This window comes from Sorangium sp. So ce119, from assembly GCF_051524405.1.
GTDB classification, from domain to species: domain Bacteria; phylum Myxococcota_A; class Polyangia; order Polyangiales; family Polyangiaceae; genus Sorangium; species Sorangium cellulosum_G.
In genome coordinates this window covers 6,938,002-6,959,851 of record NZ_CP150310.1, presented here as the reverse complement: position 1 = coordinate 6,959,851, position 21,850 = coordinate 6,938,002, and the positions used below count along the sequence as shown (strand labels likewise).

Below are 21,850 nucleotides of genomic sequence, written 5' to 3'. Positions count from 1 at the left end.
GGTGGCCAGGATCGACCGCCTCTTCGACGAGCTCCTGTCCAGGAAGGGCAGCGACCTGCACCTCGGCGTCGGCTATCCGCCCCTCGTCCGCGCCCGCGGCGAGCTGATCGCCCTGCGCGACACGCCCCTCGACACCGCCGAGATGGAGGCGCTCCTCTTCGAGATCACGACCCCCGAGGAGCGGCGGAGGATCGTCGACGAGCTCGACCTCGACTTCGCCTACTCCTACGCCGACAAGGCGCGCTTCCGCGCCAACTACTTCTACAAGACCACCGGGCTCGCGGCCGTCTTCCGCACCATCCCGAGCAAGATCCTCTCCCTCGACGACCTCGGCTGTCCCGAGATCATCCGCCGGCTGTCCGAGCGGCCGAGCGGCCTCATCCTGATCACGGGCCCGACGGGCTCCGGCAAGTCCACGACGCTCGCGGCGATGATCGACCACATCAACCGCTCGCGCGCCTGTCATATCCTCACGATCGAGGATCCGGTCGAGTTCGTGCACAGCCCCATCCGGGCGCAGATCACGCACCGCGAGGTCGGCCCCGACGCGGGGAGCTTCGCGAGCGCGATCCGCAGCGCCGGGCGGGAGGACGCCGACGTGATCCTGATCGGCGAGCTCCGGACCAACGAGACCATGAAGCTCGCCTTGCAGCTCGCGAGCTTCGGCGTCCTCGTGTTCGGCACGGTCCACACGAACAGCGCCGCGGCGACGATCGACCGCATCATCAACGCGTTCCCCGCCGACGAGCAGCTCCAGGTCCGCGGCATGCTCTCCGAGAGCCTCGCCGCGATCATCGCCCAGCAGCTCCTCCGCACGAAGGACGGGGCCGGCCGCGTCGCCGCGCACGAGATCCTCGTCGGATCGAGCGCGCTCTCCGCGATGATCCGCGAGGGCAAGACGTTCCAGATCACGAACCTGATGCAGGCCGGCCGCTCCGCCGGCATGCAGACGATGGACATGGCGCTGGAGCGGCTCGTCAAGAAGGACACCATCTCCGTCCAGGCGGCGCTCGAGAAGGCGATCGACAAGGACAGCTTCCAGCGGCTCTTCGCCGAGCCGCAGGCGCTGTCTTGATGAAGAAGTGTTTCTCCGCGACCCGAGCGGCGCCGCGCGCGCCCGGGCCGGCGTATCCTCGCAGGAACGAACCATGCAGCCGACCGCACAGGACAGCCATCCGCTCGACCTCGACGCCTACCTGAACCGCATCGGCTACCGCGGGGCGCTCGCCCCGACGCGGGAGGTGCTCGACGCGCTCCACACCGCGCACGTCCGCTCGATCCCGTTCGAGAACGTGGACGTCCTGCTCGGCCGCGGGATCCGCATCGACCTCGGCAGCGTGCAGGCGAAGCTCGTCCAGGCGCGCCGCGGCGGCTACTGCTTCGAGCACAACACCCTGTTCGTCGCGGTGCTGCGCCGGATCGGGTTCAAGGTCACGACGCTCATCGCGCGGGTGCGCTTCCTTCAGAGCGACATTACCCCGCGGTCTCACATGCTGTCGCTGATCGACATGCCCGGCGGGCCGCTCCTCGCGGACGTCGGCTTCGGCGGGCCGGGACTCTCGCGGTCCGTGCGGCTCGTCGAGGGCGAGCTCCAGCCGCAGGACGTCGATGTGGTCAGCCTCCGCCGGGAGGGCTCGTCGTTCTGGGTGCTCGAGTCGAGGATGGGCGAGCAGCCGCAGGACCTCTACGCGTTCACGCTCGAGGAGAACTACCCGGTCGATTACGAGGTGGCGAACCACTTCACGTCGACGCACCCGGGCTCGCTGTTCGTGAACAACCTGATCGCGGCGCTCCCCACGCCGGAGGGCCGCGTGACGCTGCGCAACCGCACCCTGGGCGTGCTCCGGCACGGCCAGCTCGAGCGCGTCGAGCTCGACCGCGAAGCGATCGTCGGCGTGCTCCGGGATCGCTTCGGGCTGGATCTCCCGGCCGGGGCGCGGCTCTCCTGCCCCGGCCTCGACGCCTGAGGAGGGGAGAGGGCTACTCCCGGCGGACGCGGGCGCGCATGTGCTCGGTGCCGGCGAGGCGCGCGAAGAACTCGAGCAGGCCGATCTCCCCGCTCATCAGGCCCTGCTGGACCTCACCGATGGCGCACTCGGCGCCGAGCGCCCCGCCGTAGGTGTAGGTCGACCCGAGCTTGCTCACGCACTCGGTCACCTCCGGCGTCGCGGCGAGCGTCTCGGCCAGGCCCCTCGCGCCGACCACGGGCCGCTCCTCGCCCGCGACGGCGATGTAGCCCGAGTCGTCGATGGCGAGCCCGCCCTCGTCGGCGCGGTAGCGCCCCGTCTCGTCGAAGTGCTCGAGCGCGAAGCCCGTGGGATCGAACTTCGCGTGGCACACGTTGCAGCCGTCGGCCGAGATGTGGATCTGCTCGTAGCGCGCGCGCGTGGTCGTCTTCCCCGGATCGGGCTTCGTGATCGCGGGGATGTTCTCCGGCGGCGGGGGGATGTAGCCGCAGAGGAGCCGCTCGAAGACGAGCAGGCCGCGGTGCGTCGGCGACGAGCCGTCCATGCGCGAGTTCCCGGCGAGGATCGATCCCTGGGCGAGCAGCCCGATGCCCCGGTCCGCGGGCCGCTCCACGCGCTGGAAGCCCTGGCCAGTGACGTTGCCGTACCCGTAGAACGTCGAGAGCTGCGCGTCGAGGAAGGTATACGGCGCGGTCAGGAGCTCGGTGACGCCCGCGCCGCGGGTGTAGATGACCTCCTCGAGGAAGAGGCGCGTCTCCTCCTGCATGAGGGCGCCAACCGTGCTGAAGTCGGGGAGCTTCTCCTTCGCTATCCCGTTGACCTTCCCGTAGCTGAGCCACTGCTGCAGGAAGCGGCTCAGCGCCTCGTGCCCGCGCGGCGTGCCCAGGAGCGCGCGCGCCTCCTCGACGAGCGCCTCCGGCGAGCCGAGCTCCCCGCGCGCCGCCTTGTCGAGCAGCTCGGGCGTGGGCGTCGTGCCCGTGGTGTTGTAGGCCAGCGCCGTCGCGATCTCGTGCTGCGACAGCGCATAGCGACCGTCGCTCGGCGCGCCGATCTCGGAGCGGTAGAACGCGTGGGGCGACTGGATCATGGAGACCAGCGTCCACTTGAGCCCGACGCGGAAGTCGGACTTCCCGCTCACCGACGTGTGGAGCGCCAGGAGCTCGCCCTTCTCCTCCTCGCTCACCGGGCGGCGGAACAGCCGCAGCCCGTGCCGGGCGACGAACTCGGCGGCGCACTCGGGGCCGGGCTGGGCCGCCGCGCACGGGAGCGAGGCGGCGAGCGCGGCCTCCGCGGTCACGACGTCGGCGACCTCCTCTGCCGTGCTCAGGAGCTCCTTCGCGGTCTGGGCGCCGACCTGCAGGGCCTCGGCGTCGTTGGTGAAGCCGAGCTCCGAGGTCGGGTCCGTGCCCAGCCGCACGCCCGACCACGCGGCCGCGCCGAGCTCGGGGAAGATGTCGCGGAGGCTGTTCTCCAGCTCCAGAGCGGTGAGCCGCCGCAGCACCGGAGCGCCGACCTGCGCCTGCTCGCACGAGCCGCCGGGGATGACAGGGCCCTTCTCGGGATCGACTTCACCGCCGATGTTGCCCGCGCCGCACGCGAGGAGCGATGACGAGAGCCCGGCGATCAACCACGTTTGCCAGCGGTTCATGACTTCAGCTCCTGGATCGGCTGCGCCGGGGTCGCGCCGAGCTTCTGGATGGAAACGCCCATGGCCTCGCCGAGCGTGGCCAGCATGTTGACGTGGTCGGTGTCGACGTCGACGACGCCGCGGCTCGCGATGCGGCCGCCGGCGTTGCCGATCAGGATCGCCGGGAGATACGAGTGGACGATCTGGTTTCCGGAGAGGTAGACGTCGTGGACGTTGGAGTTGTGATCCGCGCCGTCGCCGATCTCGCTGCACACGTAGATCAGCGAGTTGTGCAGGACGGTGTTGCCGGGATCGAGCGGATCGGGCTGATCGAGGAGGGTGAGCAGCTTCTCCGCGAGCCGCGCGAAGAACCAGCTCTGGACGCTCGCGAACTCCGTGCGACCCGGCGCCTCCCGGGAGTGCGACGTCGCCCCGTGGTACGCCTTCGCGCTCCCGGGGCCTCCGGCGAAGTTCATGGGGAGATCGCAGTTGACCCACAGGTTCTGCATCGTGACGACGCGCGCGGTGCCGCACACCATCGCGTTGGCGGCGACCTCGAGGTGCGCGTCGACGACGCTCCGCAGGTTCGCGTGCTCGAAGACGCTCTTGCCCGCCAGGGCGTCGAGCGCCGGGAGCGCCGGTCTGCTGCTGCAGCCGTTCGTGACCGGCCTGTCGCCCGCCGCCTTGAGCGAGCGCACCGACTCGAGGTGCACCCCGAGCTTCTTCTGCTCGCTGGTGAGGCCCGAGAGCGCGCGCTGCATCTTCTCGAGCTGCCGCTCGGTGAGCCCCAGCGCCTCGTTGCGGAACGCGGTCTCGTCGGCGGCCGGCGCGCTCCCGCCGCCCTGCTGCCCGCCGCCGACGGCCCCGAGCATGTCCGCCGCCGCGGCCGCCGGGTCCTCCGTGGGGCGCACCCAGACGCCGCCGTGCCTGATCAGGTAGGAGTTCTTGTCGAACCCGGTCCCGTCCTGGTTCCTCGGGTACGGGTTGGCGCCGAGGTTGTAGGCGTCGACGCCCAGCGCCTGCGCGATGAGATGATCGATCGAGTCGGCCCCGGCGCCGTCCTTGACCCCGGTGAGCACGCCGGAGACCGCCTCGTGGTTGCTGAAGCCGTTGATGCCGAGCCCGCGGCAGACATTGACGTATTTGCCGAAGGGCGCGAGCGGCGAGAGGACGGTCGAGCCTTTCAGGAAGTCCGCTCCCGCGCCGTACGGCTCGGCGTACTCCATGGGCATGCCGTGGGGCACGAAGTAGATGAACAGCCGGACCGGCGCGGCGCTCGGCTCGGCCATCGCCAGATTGCTCATCCGGAAGGCCAGCGGCGCCGCGATGCCGGCCCCGAGCGCCTTCAAGAAGACGCGTCGGCCCAGCGCAAGATCGCTCTTTTTGTGCTTGTTCTCAAGATAACGCATCTCGTCGTCTCCATTCGGGCAAGCAAGAAAGCCCCGTGGATGATCACCGTCGTGTCGTCGCGCTGTCGTGGCGTGACGCCGCCGCCGGGGCGGTGTTGCGACGGCATGGCGCGCCGTCACGCGCGCCGCTGCCGCGGCGTCGTCCTGTCGACATCGCGTGCGTGTCGCGTCTGTCTGTCGCGATTACATCGTCAAGAAAGATAGGTTGGTATTCAACCTATCTCACGGCTGGCGCGCGAAGCAACCACCGTGCTGGCGATATCGTGCTCTTGCGGCCCGACATGCAGACGCCAGGGCGCCCCGCGCGGGGGCGGCGGAGCGGCTACCCGGCCGCGCCGCCGCCCCTCGCCTCGGGGCTGGGGAGGATCAGTGGACGCGGCTGATGCCGCGGCGGATGAACGCCGAGCGGCTCGCGGCCGCGTCGACGGGCGCGCCGAGCCGCGCCGCGGGCGCGCCGGCCGCGAGGGCCGGGGCAGGCTCGCAGACCAGCGCCGCCAGATCCTGATTCCGGCGTCCGAGATCGTTCAGCGTGCGCAGCTCGCCGGTCACCGGGTCAGAGATGGTGATCCCGGTCATGAAGCCCGACAGGAACGTCTCGCCCCCGGGGAACCTCGGGTTCACGTGCAGGAACCCGGTCCCGGTCTCGGCCGCGCCGTGGCACCCGTTGCAGGTGTTGAGCGAGAACTTGTGCCGCGCCTCGTTGTTGAGGATGCCCGGAGCGGTCCACGCCGTGAGGTTGTTGAACGACGAGCCGCCGAGGAACGGAGCGCCCTGGAACATCTCGGGCACCGTGTGCCGCTCCGCGATGATGTCGGCCTCGTTCTGGTTCACGAAGTCCGCGAGCGTGGGCGTCCCGTCGAAGCCGAGATCCGGCGTCAGCTTCACGGTCTCCGGGCGCAGGAAGCCCGTGTCTGCCGAGAGGACGAACTCGCGCAGCTCCCACGGCCCGGCGAGCGCGATCTCGTTCGTGCGGACCTGCCCGATCGAGCTCCCGTTCGGCCTGCCGGGCGCCGCGTTCCGGCCCGCGAAGCGCGTGGTGATCTCCTGGAGCGCGGCGTTGTACTCCTCGGACGGGAAGGGCAGGCTGCCGAGGGCGTGCCAGGCGTTCGCCCAGTCGAGCACGTCGGCCTCGGTCTCCGCGGGGAGCTTGTACTCCAGGATCACGGTGAACTGCTGCGCGAAGCCCTGGCTGAAGACGCCGAACACGAACCTGCCCTCGCCGGCGTGACCTTCGGCCAGGTTCCGCACGTCGATGCGGTTGACGATGCCGAGCAGCAGGAGCGGCGCCCGCTGGAGGTCGAGCGACCCATCGGCGTTTCGCGGCCACTCGTCGAGGACGACCTGCTGGATGGCGGGGCGCGCCGGGATCGTGAAGCCGTTCACGACCTGATCGGACAGCCAGCTTGTGAAGAGCTGCTCGACCATGGCCGGCGCGTCGGCGGGCGTGGGCGCCATGTCCTCCATCAGGCGCGCGAACGTCCACGCGCCGGTCCGCGGGTCGTCCGGCGGACCATCGGACGTCGTGCGGATCGGATCCTCGATCACGCTGAGGTCCTTCACGAAGATCTCTCGGCTCGTCCTGACGAAGCACCCCGTCGGCTCGGTCAGCTCGTAGTTGAGGGTCCCCGACGCGGCGAGGAACTCGGGCGAGTTGAAGTTGAACACGGAGAACGGGATCTGGTGGACTCCGGGCTCCGCGTCCTCGCTGCCGGTCACGGTGACCGGGAACGTCACCGTCGTCCCGGGCTCGACGCCGGGGAAGAACTGGGGATCCGCGAAGACGCTGATCCCCGCGCCGCCGGAGGACTCAAGGAAGTAATCCCCCGGGAAGCACGCGCCGACATCGTTGTTGGTGACGGCGACCTGGTACGCCACAGGCGTGTTCGGCGCGACCGGCCCGCTGCTCTCCGGCGTGACCGTGAGCGTCGCGGGCCGCCTGATGCAGGAGAGCTGGCTGATCTCGTTGACGGTCGTCGGGCTGGCGGAGAGCCAGACCTCGTCGAGCAGGCCCATGAAGCGCTGCTTCTGCGGGTTGTTGCCGATGTGGATCGGCGCGTTGATGTCTGCGATCGTGCCCGGCGCGCTGATCTGGCCGAACTGCTCGCCGTTCAAGAAGAGCCGCACGAACCTGCCGTCGTAAATGCCCGCGACGTGCGTCCACACGTTGGCCTCGATCGCGGCGCGAGAGGTGACCGTCCGCCCGCCCTGGAGGGTCACGGAGAACCGCACCTCGTCGTTCCGCACGACGAGCGAGAAGCTCGAGTCTCCGTTGCCCTTCTCCTGCGCGATCGTCCGCACCGTCGACCCGGACACGGAGGTCGGGTTGACCCACGCGGCGACCGCGAGGTTCTGCCCGAACGTGAAGCGGGGATCGTCGTCGACGGTGACTGTGTCGTTCTTGTGGTCGAAGGAGACGCCGAGGCCGCTGATGCCCGGCGCGCAGGCCGCCCCTGCGGAGCGGGTGGCCGTCGAGCCGTTGCCCGACGAGTCGAGCAGCTCTGTCGTCGAGCCGCCGCAATCGTCGAACTGCCAGAAACCGACGCCCGGCGGGCCGACCGGCGGATCGACGGGGCCGCCGCCCACGCCGCCGCCCTCGCCGCCGACGCCGGTGCCGGTGGTGACGCTCGTGCTGCTGCTGCCGGTGAAGCCGCCGGTACCGCCGCCGCCGACACCGACGCTGACGCCGACGCCGCCGACGGTCACGGCGATCGCCGAGCCGGTCGGCCCGTCCGCCTCGCCGAGCGCCAGTTCCGCATCATCGAAGGAGCCTTCATCGACGCCATAGCTTCCGCATGCGGCGGCGCCCAGGGCGACGAGGGCGAGCACCGCAGCCGAGCTGGTTTTGATTGCTAGAGGATGGGCGAAGCCGAAGGAGAGGTTCCGCATCTGCGTTCTCGTTGGGTAAGAGTTGACTGCGCGAGCGCCGGCCGACTGCAGCACGGGCTGCAGCCGGTGACGCGAGCAGGCGTCGGTGTGACCCGACCGGGCTGTCCGGGCTTGGGCGCTTGTGCGAGTCGCCTTATTGGCAACCGCTATGCCCGATCCGAAGCAGCGATTTCCCCCTGCCGCGTCGATGCCGGTTGTGCCTGGCCATGATTTCGAAGCCCGACTCTGGCACACCTGGCTCAGCTACAATACGACGCCGGATGGTCTCGTCTCCAGACAAGCACGCTTCCAGCACTTCCGCTCGTGCGTGCACCGAGGCGCGGCCGACAGCGCTCCTCGCGTCCTGCTGGATTCCGCACGGCGACCCCCTTCGTTCAGAACGCAGCGCGGCGAACTCCGGCCGTGCCGCGACGCGATTGCGTCATGAAGTCGTCGCCCCGTGGTGACGTGGCGTCATTCCGGCGCCGTGATGGATCCTGTCAGCCGTCGCGCCGCGCCGGTGCGCTTCAATGGCCGGCCAGCGCGCTTCAATGGCCGGCCAGCGCGCCTCGATGGCCGGCCAGCGCCCCTGAGAGTCCGGGTCGGCGCCCCTCTATGGCGCCTCTCTATAAGGAGGAGATGAGCCACCGGCACAGGACGTCCTGCGGCACGACCGCCGGTGCGCGATGGCCCGGAGCGACAGCGCGGCCGACGTTGCGCCCGGGACGAGGGCTCGGCGCAAAGGCAGGTGCCCGGGTCCGTCTCCCTTGCGGGAGCGCTCCGCTCAGGTGCTCCAGCGCGGGCCTTGCGGCGTGTCTTCGAGCACCACCCCCGCCTCGGCGAGCAGGTTGCGGATGGCGTCCGCCTTGGCGAAGTCCTTCGCCTTCCGCGCGGCCTGGCGCATCGCGATCAGCCGGTCGACGGCGGCGTCGCCGCCGCGCCCCGCCGCGCCCTCGGCCGGGGCGAACGCGTAATCGGCCACGAGCGCCGGATAGAGCGCCGGCTCGACGACCTCCACCCCGAACACCGCCAGGTGGCGCGCGATGGCGCGATAGACGGCGAGCAGCGAGGCGCGGTCGTCGCATTGCTCGATCCCCGCCGAGTAGAGCGCGCTCACGTAATCGAAGAACGCGGCCACGGCGTTCGGCGTGTTCAGGTCGTCGTCCATCGCCTCGATGAAGCGCGCGATGAAGCGCTCGGTGTGCTCCCCGAACCGGCCGTGGACATACTGGTGGCGCATGCGCGGGACGCGCTCCTCCTCGGGCCGCTGCGACGCGTACGCGCCCGCGGCGAGGGGCTCGTCGCCCGCGCCGCGCAGCTTCTCCGCGAGGACCGCCGCGAGCTTCTTGATGCGCGCGTAGCCCTGGGCGGCCTGCTGGAGCAGCTCCCAGCCGAACGGGAGCTTGCACCGGTAGTGCTGCGTCACGAAGAACCACCGCGCCTCGTCGTGCCCGTGCCTGGACAGGAGCTCCTCGATGCAGATGACGTTACCGAGGCTCTTCGACATCTTCATGTCCTTGAGATCGAGGTGCTCGGGGTGCAGCCAGTAGCGCACCCAGGGCCTGCCGCAGATCGGCTCGCTCTGCGCGATCTCGTTCTCGTGGTGCGGGAACATGTTGTCGATGCCGCCGCCGTGGACGTCGAAGTGGTCGCCGAGCAGCGCCGTGCTCATCGCCGAGCACTCGATGTGCCAGCCGGGGCGCCCCGTCGGCCAGGCGTCCTCCCCGGTGCGCCAGGCCGGCTGGGTCGCGTCGGTCGGCTTCCAGAGGCTGAAGTCCGCCGGGTGCCGCTTCCGCGCGAAGTCCTCCTCGACGCGGCCGCTCGCGCCGACCTCCTGCTCGTCGACCTTGCGCCCCGAGAGCTCACCGTACGACGCGCAGGTGGCGACCTCGTAGAAGACCTCGCCGTTCACCGTGTACGCGTGGCCCTTCTCGATCAGGCGCTTTATCATGTCGACCTGCTCGTCGACGAAGTCGGTCGCGCGCGTGTAAGCGGCGTAGTCCTTGATGTGGAGCTTGCGGCAGTCGCGCCGGAACGCCGCGATGTTCCGCTCGGCGACGTCGACGGCGCCCTCGCGCTCGTTCGCGCGCTGCATGATGCGGTCGTCGATGTCCGTGTAGTTGATGATGCTCAGCACATGATAGCCGCGGTACTCGAGGTACCGGCGGAAGACGTCCCAGAAACAGTAGGTGCGCGCATGGCCGATGTGCATCGGAGCGTAGACCGTGAGACCGCATGTGTAGATGCGCACGATCTTCGGCTGGGCGGAGACGAAAGGCTCCTTCTTCCTGGTGAGCGTATTATGGACCTTGAGCGGCATCGGCCACCTGCGTGAGTGTGCGAGCTTTCCTCTGGACCGGCTACGCTACCCCGGCCCCGCCGCCCGGTCAACGCGGAACGTCGTTGCCTTCCGCGAGGATTCCCGAGCATTTTCGGGCTTTTCCGGCGGCTCTTGTGCCTTGGCTGCCCTGGCGCCGGCCCGGGCGAGGCGGCGCTCCTCGTCACTCCTCGTCACTCCTCGCCGCTCCTCGCCGCCGGCGCGTTCGCCCCGCTGCTGTCCTGTCTCGCCGGGATGGACAGCCGTCCTCGCGCTGGTTTGCGCGGGCTCGCGCGCGGAGCTCGCCGCGGTGGACGCTTGCGGCCGTCGCCTCTTCAGTCTACGCCGCCGTGCATGCACACCATGTCAAGAACGGTCCTGTTCGTCCTCGCCGGGGCGCTCACCGCCTGCGGGGGGAGCCCCCCGCCCGTCGAGAGCGCTCCTCCGCCTGCCCCGGCCCCCACGCAGGCGCCGCCGCCCGCGCCGGCCGCGCAGCCGGAGGTCGCGGCGCCGCCCCAGGCGGATCCCGCAGAGGAGAAGAAGAAGGCGGAGCTCGCCAAGCTCGCCGAGGACACGAAGGCCATGGAGGCCAAGGCCGACCAGGAGGCGGCGCGCTTCGACGACGCGCTCAAGGCCGAGGTGAAGGCGCTCGTCGCGGCGAATCACCCGAACACGGGCGCGGCGCTCCGCGCAGCGCTCAAGGGGAAGCACCGCGCTCCGGGCAACGCCGAGCGGGACCCGGCCCGGCACCCGGTCGAGACCCTGGAGTTCTTCGGCCTCAAGCAGACGAGCACCGTGCTCGAGCTCGGGGCGGGCGAGGGCTGGTACACGGAGCTGCTCGCGCCCGTGCTCGCGAAGAAGGGAAAGCTCATCGTCACGTCGTTTGATCCGAACGGCCCCGCGGACTCGCGCAACACCCTCTACGGAAAGAGGGTGAAGCGCCTGCTCGACAAGTCGCCCGACCTGTTCGGCAAGGTCGAAGTCGCCGTGATCGACCGGGATAACCCGAAGCTCGGGATCGAGGGCAAGGTCGACATCGTGATCGCCATTCGCGAGGCCCACGGATGGCATCGAAACGGCAAATTCGACACCTACGTCGCGGAGGCGTTCAAGGCGCTCAAGCCGGGCGGCGTCTTCGGCATCGTGCAGCACCGCGCCAAGCCCGACGCGAACCCCGACGAGAGCGCGAAGCAGGGCTACCTCCCGGAAGCGTGGGTGATCCAGAAGGTCGAGTCGGCGGGCTTCAAGCTCGGCGGCAAGTCCGAGGTGAACGCCAATCCGAAGGACACGAAGGACTACCCTGAAGGGGTCTGGACGCTGCCGCCGAACTTCCGTCTCGGCGACAAGGACCGCGCGCGCTACGCCGCCATCGGCGAGAGCGACCGCATGACCCTCAAGTTCGTCAAGCCCGCCCGCTGACCCGCCGCGCCCGGCGGCGCCGCGAGCCTCCTCGATCGGCTCGCGGCGCGCCCGCGGCGCGAGCCCCACGCCGGCCAGAACAAGGACATCGCGCGTGCGCGCCGGGGCGCGCCTCGCCGGTCGCCTCGACCGCCGTCCGCCTCACGCGGGCGCTTGATCTCCGTCCGGCGGTCGGGCGGCCACGCGGCGCATCGGGATCGTGGCGCCCGGGGCGCCCGAGGCGCGGTGGGAGGCGAAGCCGAGGCCTTCGAGCAGGGCCGGCGACGCATAGACGCCGGGCGCCGCCGTCTCCGGCAGGCACGACGAGAGCTCGACGACGTTCCCGCCCACCATGGACCCGTCCTCGGTGAGCACCACCTCGCCGGCGTGGAGGCACAGGCGGATGCCGACCCGCCGATCGCGCTGCCCGGCCCGGTCGAGCCGCTCGTACAGCGAGAGCGCGGCCGCGATCGCGCCGCGGCGCGCCTCCTCGCCGCCCCGCTCGTCGCGCGGCCAGCCCGCCGAGAGCAGCACGCTGGTGCTGGTGACCGCGAGCGGCGAGAACCCGGCGGCCGCGAGGTCGGTCATCGCCTGCGGGAGCACGGCCTCGAAGTCGGTCAGGAACGAGTCGGTGGGCGCCTCGAGCGCCCGGGTCTCGGCGAGCACCTCGACGAGCAGCCCGATCGCCAGGCGCCTGACCCGGCCCCCCTCCATGGCGTCGGGGCGGACGACCCGCTCCGTGGCGGCCCGGACCTCCTCCAGGAACGCGGTGACGTCGGGCTGGCGGCCCGCGGGGTCCTTGCTCATGGCGCGCACGACGATGTCGTCGAAGGCCGGGTCGACCGGCGCGTGCAGGCTCGGGCGAGGCGGCGCCTGGTGCAGGTGCAGGTGGCGCAGCACGGGATACGCGCTCGCCGAGAACGGCATGGATCCCGCGATCATCGTGTAGAGCAGCGCGCCCAGCGCGTAGACGTCGGTGCGCATGTCGACGGGCCGGTTCAGGAGCTGCTCGGGCGACATGAACGCCGGGGTCCCCACGACGTGCCGCGACGACGTGAGCGAGAGGTCCGTCGTGTCGAGCAGCTTCGCGATGCCGAAGTCGAGCAGCACGACCCTGGGGCTCCCGCTCTGCTGCCCGCCCTGCTCGCACAGGATCACGTTCGACGGCTTCACGTCCCGGTGGATGATCCCGACCGCGTGCACCGCGGCGAGCGCGCTGCAGAGCGGCTCGAGGATCGCGAGCGCCTCGTCGGCCGGGAGCCGGCCGCGCGAGAACAGGTGCTGCTCGAGGCTCCTGCCCTGCAGCAGCTCCATGGCGTAGTAGGGCCGCCCGTCGTCGAGCCGCCCGACGTCGAGGATCTCGACCACGTTCGGGTGCCGGATCCGCCCGATCGCGTCCACCTCGCGCTGGAAGCGCAGCACCACGTCGGCGCGCGAGACCAGCTCGGCGTGCATTACCTTGACCGCCGCCGGCGCCCCGCTCGCCGCGTGCACCGCGCGGTAGACGACGCCGAACCCGCCCTCGGCGATGACGCCGTCGAGGAGGTACTCGCCGGCCCTCAGCGCCGCGGCGATCGGGATGCGCGGGCCGTCGCCGTCTCGCTCGCGCGTCTCGAGCGTGCGCTGGTCCCACGTCGCCGACGTCCCGAGCGGCGTCCCGTCCGCGACGGGCGCATGGGTCGACGGCGCGACAGCGGACGGCTCATCGTCTCGGGAGGAGTTCTTCATACCTGACAGGTGTGGAGTTCGCGCGCTACTGTAGTCGTAAGCCGGGGTCCAATGCGACCCTTGGCTGCCTCGGCACCGCTGAAACATGCACCGTTGCGCGGTATGTCACGGGCGGCTCATGGGGGCTGCGCCGTGCGTCAGAGACGGCTTCACGCCGCCGCCCGGCGGGCGCGACGCCGTGGAGCGCGCGGCGCCCGCCGTCGCGGGCTTCACCCTCCTCGGCCCGCTGGGCCACGGCGGGTTCTCCGACGTCTGGGCCGCGCATCGGGGCCACGACGGCGCGCCGGTGGCCGTCAAGGTGGCGCGGCAGGCGACGCGGCTCGTGCGCGAGCGATTCCAGCGCGAGGCCGCGCTCGCCGAGCGGGTGGGCGTGCCGCACGTCGCGCAGCTCCACGAGCGCGGCGAGCTCGCCGATGGCCGGCCCTACCTCGCGATGGAGCGGCTCTTCGGCCGCACCCTCGCTGAGGAGCTCGCCGCGCTGCGCGCGCCGCTCGATCCCGACCTCGTCGCCGGGCGCGCGGACGCGATCCTCGCCGTGCTCGAGGCGACGCACGCCCGCGGCGTCGTCCACCGCGATCTCAAGCCGGAGAACCTCTTCCTGCTCGGCTCGAGCGGCCGCGCGGTGCTGCTCGATTTCGGCCTGGCGAAGCTCGCCGCCGCCGACGGCCAGCCCGCCGCGTCCGCCGCCGCGACGCGCGCCGGCGACGTCGTCGGGACCCCGGAGTACATGGCCCCCGAGCTGCTCCGGGGCGACGCCGCGCGGATCGACGCGCGCGCGGACATCTACGCATTCGGCGTGATCCTGTTCGAGCTGCTCACGCTGCGCCCGCCGTTCATCGGGGACGGGAACGCCGTCGAGCACGGCCACCTCGCGCTGCGCCCGCCGCGCCCGGGCGACCTCGCCGAGGTCCCCGAGGGGCTCGAGGAGCTCACGCTCGCCTGCCTCGCCAAGGACCCGGCCCGCCGCCCGGACAGCGCCGCCGCGCTCCGGCGCACCCTGCACGCCCTGCGCGCGCGGCCCCCCGCCGACACGATCCCGCCGCCCTCCGCGCCGCGCTCGGCGCCGCGCTCGGCGCCGCGGTCGTCGGCGCAGGCCGACGGCCTCGCGACGGCCGCCGCCGAGGGCAGGCAGCCCGTCGCGCTGCTCTTCGCCGAGACCGGCGCCGGGCCGGTGATCGCGGCGGTCGGCGGCCGCCGCGGCTTCATCGCGCGGCAGCGGGGGCAGCGCTGCGTCGCCGTGTTCTCCGCGAGGGACGTCGACGACCCGGCCCGCGCCGCCCTCGCCGCCGCGCGCGAGCTCGCGCAGCGCGGCGGCGTGCGCGTCGCGCTGCACCTCGCCAGCGTGCGCCTGCGCCGCGTCGCCGGCGGGCTGCACGCGGTCTACGGCACCCCGGTCGAGCGCCCCGAGACGTGGCTCCCGGCCGAGCCCTGGTGCGGCCTCGCGATGACCGGGGAGTTCGAGCGCGCGCTCCCCGACGAGGAGCTCGCGCCCACGCCGCCGGACGCGCCGGACAGCGTGGCGGAGCCGCCGCTGCTCGGCCGCGACGACGTGCTCTCGGCGCTCGCGGGCAGCGCGACCGACGCCTTCGACGGGACGTGCCCCGGCCTGTTCACGCTGGTCGGCGACGCCGGCCTTGGCAAGACGCGCCTCACGGCCGAGGCCGCCTGCATCGCCGGCGTGCCGGTCCCCGACGCGCGCGTCGTGGCGGTGCGCGCGCTCCACCCCATCCACGGCGGCGCGTCGCACGCCGTGCGCTCGCTCCTGCGCGTGGCGCTCGACGCGCCGGACGAGGTCCCCGACGACCCGCGCGCCTTCTGCGTGGAGCGGCTCGGCGAGCCGCTCGGGGCCGCCGCCTGGGAGGCCGTCGCGGCGGCGCTCGGCTGGGCGAGCGCCAAGGGCGGGCGGCCGTCCGGCGCCGCCCGCCACAGCCTGATGCTGGCGCTCGCCGAGTCGCTCCGCGGCCGGGCGCGCCGCGGCCCGCTCGCCGTGATCCTCGACGACGCCGACCAGGCGGACGACGTGCTGCTCGACGCCCTGGAGTACGCCACGCTCGACGGCGAGGGCGTCCTCCTCTGGGTCGTCGTGGCCGCGTGCCCGCGCTTCGAGCAGGCCCGCCCGAGCTGGGGCCAGCGCAACCAGCGCCACACCCGCGTGACGCTCGCGCCGCTCGCGGAGCCGGCGGCCATGGATCTCGCCTCGCGCCTGCTCCTGCCGGCGGAGTACCCGCCCGCGGAGACCCTCCGCCGGCTGGCCGGCTGGGCGGGCGGCAACCCGGATTGCCTGCGGCAGATCGTCCGCTCGCTCAAGCACGCGGGCGTCGTGCGCCGGCGCGCCGGCGGCGGCTTCTACGTCGCGACCGCCGAGGTCGAGGCGCTGCCGCCCGTGCCGGCGTGGCAGTGGCTCGCCGCGCGGCAGCTCGACGACCTGCCGCCGGAGCTCGCGGCGTGCGCCCGGGTCTGCTCGGCGCTCGGCAAGTCGTTCGATCGCGCCGAGCTGGAGGCCGTGCTCGACGGCCTCGATCGCGCGGGCGCCGCCGGGCCGATGGTCGACGCGGGCTTCGGCCTCGCCGCGCTCGTCGAGCGGCGGATCCTGCTGCGCGAGGTCGACGGCCGCGGCCGCGTCGGCGAGTGGCACGCGTTCCAGAACGCGGTCCTCCAGGAGGCCGTCTACGAGATGCTGGACCCGACGCACCGCGCCGCGATCCACCGGAGCGCCCTCGGCTACTGGCGGGCGCAGGTGGCGGCCGGCTCGACCGGCGGGCTCCGCGCGCTCGCGCGCCACGCCGCCGCGTGCGGCGAGCGCGCCGAGGCCGCCGACGCTCACCTCGCGCTCGGCGATCTCGCGTCCGCGCGGCACGACGCCGTGGAGGCGGACCAGCGCTACGACGCCGCGCTGCACGTCGCCGACCCGGCCGACGCGGTCCGGCGCGTGCGCGCGCTCGCGGGGCGCGGCAGGTGCCGGTACCGCATGTGCCGCCTCCAGGAGGCACGGGCCGATTTCGGCGACGCGCTCGCGCTCACCCGCGCGCTCGGCGACGCGCGCCTCGAGGCGACGCTCCTGCTCGAGGACGCGACCGCGCTCGACTGGGCGTTCGAGTTCGAGGAGTCGGCGCGCCGCGTGGAGGAGGCGCGGCCGCTCGTCGAGGCGCAGCGCTCGCCCGAGCTCTCGCTGGGCCTCCGGGTCGCCGAGGCGCGGACCTTGTGGCGGCGGGGGCGGACCGAGGAGTCGACCGCGGAGCTCGCGGCGTGCGCCGAGCGCGCCGCGGCGTCAGGGGACTACGACGCCCGCGTCCTCGCCCTGATGATGCTGTCGTTCCAGCTCGCGTCGGCGGGGCGCTGCGACGAGGCCGAGGTCGCCTTCCGGGACCTGATCGCCCTCGCGGCGGGCGCCGGCGACCTGTTCCACCTGTGCGCGGCGTACACCAACCGCACGGCGCTGTGGGCCTGGAGCTGGTCGTTGCCGGGCGCGGTCGACGACCTGCGGCGCGCCGTCGATCTCGCGCGCGAGCTCGGCAATCCCTGGCTGGAGAAGGTCGCCTCGTACAACGTCGCCGTGCTGCTCCACTGGAGCGACAGGCAGCGCGAGGCGCTCGCGCTCGCCCGGCGCTCTCGCTGGCTGGAGGAGCAGTCCTCCGAGCGCCCGATGCCCCAGACGGCGATCCTGATCGGGCAGATCCACCTCGCGCTCGACGAGTACGAGCAGGCGAACCAGCTCGTCCTCTGGATCGAGCGATCGTGCGCCCTCGGCCCCGGCGACCTCGCCGACTACACCTTGCTCCGGCTCGTGCTCTCCGAGGTCGGGGGCCGGCCGGCCGGCCCGCCCTCTCTCTCGTGGAGCGCGGCGATCGAGCTCGCGAAAGAGCTGCCCTTCGTCGAGGTCACGCTGCTGCTCCTGTACTGGCGCGCGCGGATGGCGCTGCGTCGAGGACACACCGATGAGGCCGCGGAGGCGCTCGCGGGCGCGCGGGAGCGCCGTGGAGACAGCCCCATGTGGCTGTCCCGCTTCGGCGAGCTCGAGCGCGCTCTGGACGAAGCCACGCGGACTCCGGACGTTCATCCAACCCTGTCGGCCTGAGTCGACAGAGCATGTTCCGTCGTGTGTTCGGGCGAGTCCGTAGTTCCGTACAAGGGCTGTGTACTGGTTTTCAGTATTGCGCGTCTTCCGCCAAGATGAAACAATTGCAATTACGGGAAGAGCGAGAGCGCCGGTAGCCCGGCGCCTCACTTCCCTTGATTCGTGAGTTTCCTTGGAGGAAATCTGCATGTTGGCGATCCGATCCGTCGCTGTCGGTCTTGTTTGCGCTGGTGTGCTCACGGCGGGGTGCCTCGGTTCATCGGACACGGAGCCGACGGACGCTGCGCCGATCGAGTCGGCGGAGCTGTCGATGCGGCGCGAGGTGGCGCCCATCGGCGTCAACGGCCTGAAGCCGAGCGACTTCTGGGCGACCGACAACCGCGCCGCGCTCCGCGCGCTCGGCGGCGCTGCGCTCGTCGCCGCCGGGGACGTCCTGGTCGCGACGCCGATGCTCGCGACCGCCGGCGGGAGGAGCGTGCTCGATCATCTCGTGCGCTGCGCGCTGCCGCTCGATCGCGTCGTCCACGGCCCTGGCGGCGAGGCGTTTCACGGTGAGTTCGGGTTCGCGCCCGAGTGGACCGGGCGCGCTCTCAACACCTCGGAGCAGCGGTGGGTCTCGGCGTGCATGTTCCAGCACCTGAACGGCTCCGGCGAGCACGTCGATATCCTGCTGGATGGCAGGCACGCAGCGCTCGAGTTCCCCCGGGACGAGGCGCCGTTCACGGAGTTCGTCGTTCAGGACGCCACGACGTACGGCAACGCCTTTCTCCCCGGGGCCATCGTCGGATTCACCTGCATCAACCCCGACATCGCGGCGGCGCTGTCGGCGCCCTCGCTGAGCTGCCCGCTGGACCTCAACCTCCTCGTCCTGGAGCGCTCCTGCGGGGTTGTGCCGACGTGCGGGATGGCCTTCGTTGGGCTCTGCGATCTGGTCTGCGCGAAGGACGCCGCCGGCGACCAGACGTGCCACACGCTCCCGCTGCTCGGGCCGCTCCTCGCACCGCTGCTCGGGTCGGCCTATCCCGAGACGATCCGGACCGAGCTGCGCGACAGCGACATCCTCCCGCTCTACCCCGGCTGCGGCCTGCTCTGATCAGCGCCGCGCGCGGCCCGGCCGGCGCAGGGGCGGGGCGCCGCGCCGATTCGCTATGTCCCGAGCCGCGCCTTGAGCTGCTGAATCGCCTCCGCGATCGCCTTGTCGTCGCGGAAGCAGCACGGGTCGGTCCGCCTGCACCGCGCGCCGTGCAGCACCTGGAGCTCGAACAGCGTGCGCTCGTCGCCCTCGGCGGCGGCGCGGCCGAAGAGCGCCCGCTTGCCGTTGCACGTGGCCTTGCGGAACGCGTAGGTGACGCGGAGCGCGGGCGTCGCGCGCGCCATCACCGCGGGCCGCGCCAGGATCTCGCTGGCGCGCCGGGCGGCCTTCGTGCCCCCGCGCGCGCGCATCACGTCGAGCAGCACGTCCAGCCCGCCGGTGCCCAGCTTGTTCGTGAGCAGATCGAAGACCTGATCCGCCGCCGGGTTGTCCTCCTCGAACGCGATCCCTGCCACGGTGGACAGGACCTCCTCGCGCAGGCCCCTGCTCAGCAGCATCTCCGGGTCGGCCTCCGCGAGGGCCAGCATCGATCGCGACGCGTTCACCCAGTTCCTTGTCGCCACCGCCCGGCTGAGCTGCGCGCGCGCCGCCCTGGCGCCGGTGGTGTCGTCCTCGGGCGGCGCGCTCGCCGGCGGCGCCGGCGGCGCGGCTGGCGCGGGCGGGGGCTCCACGGCGACCACCGCGGGCGCCGCCGGGGTCGCCGCGGGCCGTCGCAGGGCGAGCCAGATCGCGCCGCCCCCGATCGCGAGCGTCGCCAGGCCCGCCAGCGCCACCGCGAAGGGGACCCAGCCGGCCGAGGGCCTGGCCCGGCCGTGCGCGTGCGCGAGCAGGGTCCGCCGTGGCCCCGACCAGGCCGGCTGAGCCCTGGGCGCGTGCCCCGGCGCGGCCTGCCCGGCCTGCCCCGGCGCGGGCTGCCCGGCCTGCCCTGGCGGCTGCCCGGCCTGCCCCGGCGCGGCCTGTCCGGCCTGTCCCGGCGCGGTCGTCGCGACCGCCGCCGGACCCGCCGCCGTGGTCGTCGCGACCGCCGCCGGGGCCGGCGCCGCCGCGCGCGCGACCGCCGCCAGCGCCTCATCGAGCGCCGCGATCGCGTCGTTCGCCGTCTGGTAACGGAACGACGCGTCGTGCTCCATGAGCCGCGCCACGACCTGCTCGACCTCGCGGGGCACCTCCAGATCCGGCGCGCGCGCGCGGAGCGGCGGCGGCCCGGCCGGCCCTTGCTGCTTGAGCCGCTCCATGAGGTTCTTCGCGTCGAACGGGTGCTGTCCGGTGAGCATCTCGTAGAGCACCAGCCCGAGCGCATACAGGTCCGCGCGCGCGTCCACCGCGTCCATCCCGCGCAGCGCCTCCGGCGCGAGGTACGCGAGCGTCCCGAACACCTCGCCGGCGCTGGTGAGGGCGGGGCGCGGGCTCGACGTCTTGCGGACCTGGCTCGACAGGAGATCGACATCCACCTTCGCGAGCCCGAAGTCGATGAGCCGCACCTGATCGTGCGTGTCGAGCAGGATGTTCTGCGGCTTCACGTCGCGGTGGACGATCCCCTTCTCGTGCGCCGCCGACAGCGCCGACGCGATCTGGCGCGCGACGCGGAGCGCCCGCGCCGGCTGCAGCCGCCCCCCCGCGGTCACCTCCTTGAGCGGCGTGCCGGCGACGTACTCCAGGATGAGGAAGTACGACGCGTCGTCCAGCTGCCCGAAGTCGATGGCCGCGACGACGTTCGGGTGCCGGATGTGCGCGCCCGCGACCGCCTCGCGCTCGAACCGCGCCACGAGCTCCGGCATCCGCCGCGCGAGCGGCCTGAGCAGCTTGATCGCGACCTGCTTGCGGAGGTGCACCTGCTCGCCGCGGTACACGGCGCCCATCCCGCCCTCGCCGATCAGCTCGTGGACGCGGTAGCGCCCCGAGATCAGGCTCCCGACCAGCGCGTCGTCGCCCGCGGCGGCGGCAGCCGCCTCGATGTCCTCGGCGAGCGCCGAGCTCGAGAGCTCCTCCGGAGGCGGCGCGGCCGGCGCTCCGGGCCGCGCCACCGTGAGCTCCTCGATGTAGGCCGACTCCAGCGGCTCCTCGGATCCCGGCGTCTCCGGCATGGGGCGCAGGATATCAGGAGAGCCGGCGCCCCGGGCAACCCGCGCGGCGCGCGCGTCCGCCGCGGGGGCGCGGGAGTGCGCGCCGGGGCGCGACGCGCCTCACAGGAGGAACGATACGCCCAGCGAGAACGCGGGATACCCGAGTCGCATCGTCAGCGTGACGTTCTCCGTGAAGTGGAAGCGCCCTCCGACGGACACGACCGGCGAGATCCCGGGGAGCACGCGCCGGTCCACGTCGCCGAGATAGAGCGAGAGCCCCGGCTCGCCGAAGACGGACCACCGCCGGTGAAGCCAGAAGTTCCACTGCATCACGACCGTGCCGAACAGGTAGTTCGACGCGTCCCCGTACGCGTCGACCTCGGTGCAGACGCGCGTGCCCGCAGGCCCGTTCTCGAACCGCGTGCAGTCGCCACGGTAGTTTCCTCTGCCCCCGTAATGAATGCCGTCGATGCCGAAGCCGATACCGACCGAGTCGTTGAGCTTCTGGATGAAGCCGTTCGGGGCGATGTCGATGGTGGCGCGCAACCCGGCGCCGACGCCCGCCCCGACGCCGGGGCCCAGCGGCTCGAACGGCGCGATGAGCAGGTGCGGCTCCAGCTCCACCTTGTAATCGGGGCGGTCGCCGGGGCGCTTGATCGTCATCTGCGCTTCGCCGACCCCGGCCCACCCGAGCGTCAGCGCCACGAACGAGAGCGCAGCGGCCAGCAGGCGCGGCGCGCGAAGCTGCGAAGTCATCGCTGTCTGCATGATCTCGGTCTCCATCAGCATGCGCCGCACGTGCGCGAGCCGTTCGGGCACATCACCGGTGCGCCGCCGTCGAGGCAGGTGACGCGGCACTCGCCGCCCACGTTCTCGCAGAACACCTCGCACGAGCCCCGGCACTCGACCTCGCAGGTCGTGACGTTACGGCAGGTCACGACGCTGTTCGATCCGACGACGACGCCGCACCGGCTGGTGTCGTGGCACTCGTACCGGCAGCCGCGGTCGCAGATGGCCCCGCACGACGCGGTGTTGTGGCACTCGAGATCGCAGTCGTCCCCGCAGGAGGCCGAGCACTCGTCGACGTCGAAGCACTCGAACGAGCACCCGTGCTCGCAGACGGCGCCGCAGCGATCCATCTGAAAGCAACGCTGGTCGCAATTGTCACCGTCGCAGCCGAGGTAACACTCGTCTCCCTGGGAGCACTCGCACGCGTCTCCCTCCACGCAGGCGCCGCTGTTCCAGCAGCTCGCCAGGCAGAGGCCCGCGAGGAGCGTGAGCAATATCAGTGCATAGAAGCGCATGTCC

General features: G+C 72.3%; 13 protein-coding genes. 5 read left to right on the top strand and 8 right to left on the bottom strand.

Features of this window, described 5'->3' with window-relative positions; translation table 11 throughout:
- Nucleotide 1: 1 nt before the first annotated feature.
- Entirely contained in the window at nt 2-1,075 is a 1,074-nt protein-coding gene (locus WME76_RS26170; protein ID WP_437955003.1) for a type IV pilus twitching motility protein PilT, read from the top strand.
- Nucleotides 1,076-1,148: 73 nt separating this feature from the next.
- Nucleotides 1,149-1,967: an arylamine N-acetyltransferase family protein gene (locus WME76_RS26165; RefSeq protein WP_437955002.1), complete on the top strand. Its 819-nt coding sequence runs from the start codon at nt 1,149-1,151 to the stop codon at nt 1,965-1,967.
- Nucleotides 1,968-1,980: 13 nt separating this feature from the next.
- Here the strand turns inward: WME76_RS26165 and WME76_RS26160 are convergent, their stop codons facing one another.
- The 4 genes from WME76_RS26160 to cysS all read right to left on the bottom strand — a co-directional run bounded on the left by WME76_RS26160 (nt 1,981) and on the right by cysS (nt 10,188).
- The gene (locus WME76_RS26160; protein ID WP_437955001.1) at nt 1,981-3,615 is read right to left on the bottom strand and encodes a DUF1592 domain-containing protein; all 1,635 of its coding nucleotides are present in this window, start codon (nt 3,613-3,615) and stop codon (nt 1,981-1,983) included.
- Entirely contained in the window at nt 3,612-5,003 is a 1,392-nt protein-coding gene (locus WME76_RS26155; protein WP_437955000.1) for a DUF1552 domain-containing protein, read from the bottom strand. Before WME76_RS26155 ends, WME76_RS26160 begins: the two co-directional genes overlap by 4 nt.
- 366 nt (nt 5,004-5,369) lie before the next feature.
- Nucleotides 5,370-7,829, bottom strand: a complete 2,460-nt coding sequence (locus WME76_RS26150; RefSeq protein WP_437954999.1) for a LamG domain-containing protein — start codon at nt 7,827-7,829, stop codon at nt 5,370-5,372.
- An 823-nt stretch (nt 7,830-8,652) separates the two neighbouring features.
- Entirely contained in the window at nt 8,653-10,188 is a 1,536-nt protein-coding gene (gene cysS, locus WME76_RS26145) for a cysteine--tRNA ligase (protein ID WP_437954998.1), read from the bottom strand.
- A gap of 360 nt (nt 10,189-10,548) precedes the next feature.
- On the opposite strand from cysS, the gene WME76_RS26140 reads away from it, so the two are divergent.
- The gene (locus WME76_RS26140) at nt 10,549-11,604 is read left to right on the top strand and encodes a class I SAM-dependent methyltransferase (RefSeq protein ID WP_437954997.1); all 1,056 of its coding nucleotides are present in this window, start codon (nt 10,549-10,551) and stop codon (nt 11,602-11,604) included.
- A 141-nt stretch (nt 11,605-11,745) separates the two neighbouring features.
- Here WME76_RS26140 and WME76_RS26135 read toward each other — a convergent pair whose 3' ends face one another.
- Complete coding sequence (locus tag WME76_RS26135) at nt 11,746-13,311, bottom strand: serine/threonine-protein kinase (RefSeq protein WP_437954996.1); 1,566 nt, start codon at nt 13,309-13,311, stop codon at nt 11,746-11,748.
- A gap of 118 nt (nt 13,312-13,429) precedes the next feature.
- Between WME76_RS26135 and WME76_RS26130 the strand changes: the two genes are divergently transcribed.
- Entirely contained in the window at nt 13,430-17,386 is a 3,957-nt protein-coding gene (locus WME76_RS26130; RefSeq protein ID WP_437954995.1) for a protein kinase domain-containing protein, read from the top strand.
- A 187-nt stretch (nt 17,387-17,573) separates the two neighbouring features.
- The gene (locus WME76_RS26125) at nt 17,574-18,479 is read left to right on the top strand and encodes a hypothetical protein (RefSeq protein WP_437954994.1); all 906 of its coding nucleotides are present in this window, start codon (nt 17,574-17,576) and stop codon (nt 18,477-18,479) included.
- Nucleotides 18,480-18,532: 53 nt separating this feature from the next.
- Here WME76_RS26125 and WME76_RS26120 read toward each other — a convergent pair whose 3' ends face one another.
- The 3 genes from WME76_RS26120 to WME76_RS26110 form a co-directional block, all read right to left on the bottom strand.
- Complete coding sequence (locus WME76_RS26120) at nt 18,533-20,563, bottom strand: protein kinase domain-containing protein (protein ID WP_437954993.1); 2,031 nt, start codon at nt 20,561-20,563, stop codon at nt 18,533-18,535.
- A gap of 99 nt (nt 20,564-20,662) precedes the next feature.
- Complete coding sequence (locus tag WME76_RS26115; protein ID WP_437954992.1) at nt 20,663-21,298, bottom strand: hypothetical protein; 636 nt, start codon at nt 21,296-21,298, stop codon at nt 20,663-20,665.
- A gap of 26 nt (nt 21,299-21,324) precedes the next feature.
- Complete coding sequence (locus WME76_RS26110; RefSeq protein WP_437954991.1) at nt 21,325-21,846, bottom strand: hypothetical protein; 522 nt, start codon at nt 21,844-21,846, stop codon at nt 21,325-21,327.
- Nucleotides 21,847-21,850: the final 4 nt, after the last annotated feature.

What these genes read in the sequence shown, in the direction of transcription:
- WME76_RS26120 (WP_437954993.1), bottom strand. Translation starts at nt 20,563, where the DNA reads ATGCCGGAGACGCCGGGATCCGAGGAGCCGCTGGAGTCGGCCTACATC.
- WME76_RS26140 (WP_437954997.1), top strand. Translation starts at nt 10,549, where the DNA reads ATGTCAAGAACGGTCCTGTTCGTCCTCGCCGGGGCGCTCACCGCCTGC.
- WME76_RS26160 (WP_437955001.1), bottom strand. Translation starts at nt 3,615, where the DNA reads ATGAACCGCTGGCAAACGTGGTTGATCGCCGGGCTCTCGTCATCGCTC.
- WME76_RS26135 (WP_437954996.1), bottom strand. Translation starts at nt 13,311, where the DNA reads ATGAAGAACTCCTCCCGAGACGATGAGCCGTCCGCTGTCGCGCCGTCG.
- WME76_RS26165 (WP_437955002.1), top strand. Translation starts at nt 1,149, where the DNA reads ATGCAGCCGACCGCACAGGACAGCCATCCGCTCGACCTCGACGCCTAC.
- WME76_RS26125 (WP_437954994.1), top strand. Translation starts at nt 17,574, where the DNA reads ATGTTGGCGATCCGATCCGTCGCTGTCGGTCTTGTTTGCGCTGGTGTG.
- WME76_RS26130 (WP_437954995.1), top strand. Translation starts at nt 13,430, where the DNA reads ATGGGGGCTGCGCCGTGCGTCAGAGACGGCTTCACGCCGCCGCCCGGC.
- WME76_RS26155 (WP_437955000.1), bottom strand. Translation starts at nt 5,003, where the DNA reads ATGCGTTATCTTGAGAACAAGCACAAAAAGAGCGATCTTGCGCTGGGC.
- cysS (WP_437954998.1), bottom strand. Translation starts at nt 10,188, where the DNA reads ATGCCGCTCAAGGTCCATAATACGCTCACCAGGAAGAAGGAGCCTTTC.
- WME76_RS26115 (WP_437954992.1), bottom strand. Translation starts at nt 21,298, where the DNA reads ATGACTTCGCAGCTTCGCGCGCCGCGCCTGCTGGCCGCTGCGCTCTCG.
- WME76_RS26110 (WP_437954991.1), bottom strand. Translation starts at nt 21,846, where the DNA reads ATGCGCTTCTATGCACTGATATTGCTCACGCTCCTCGCGGGCCTCTGC.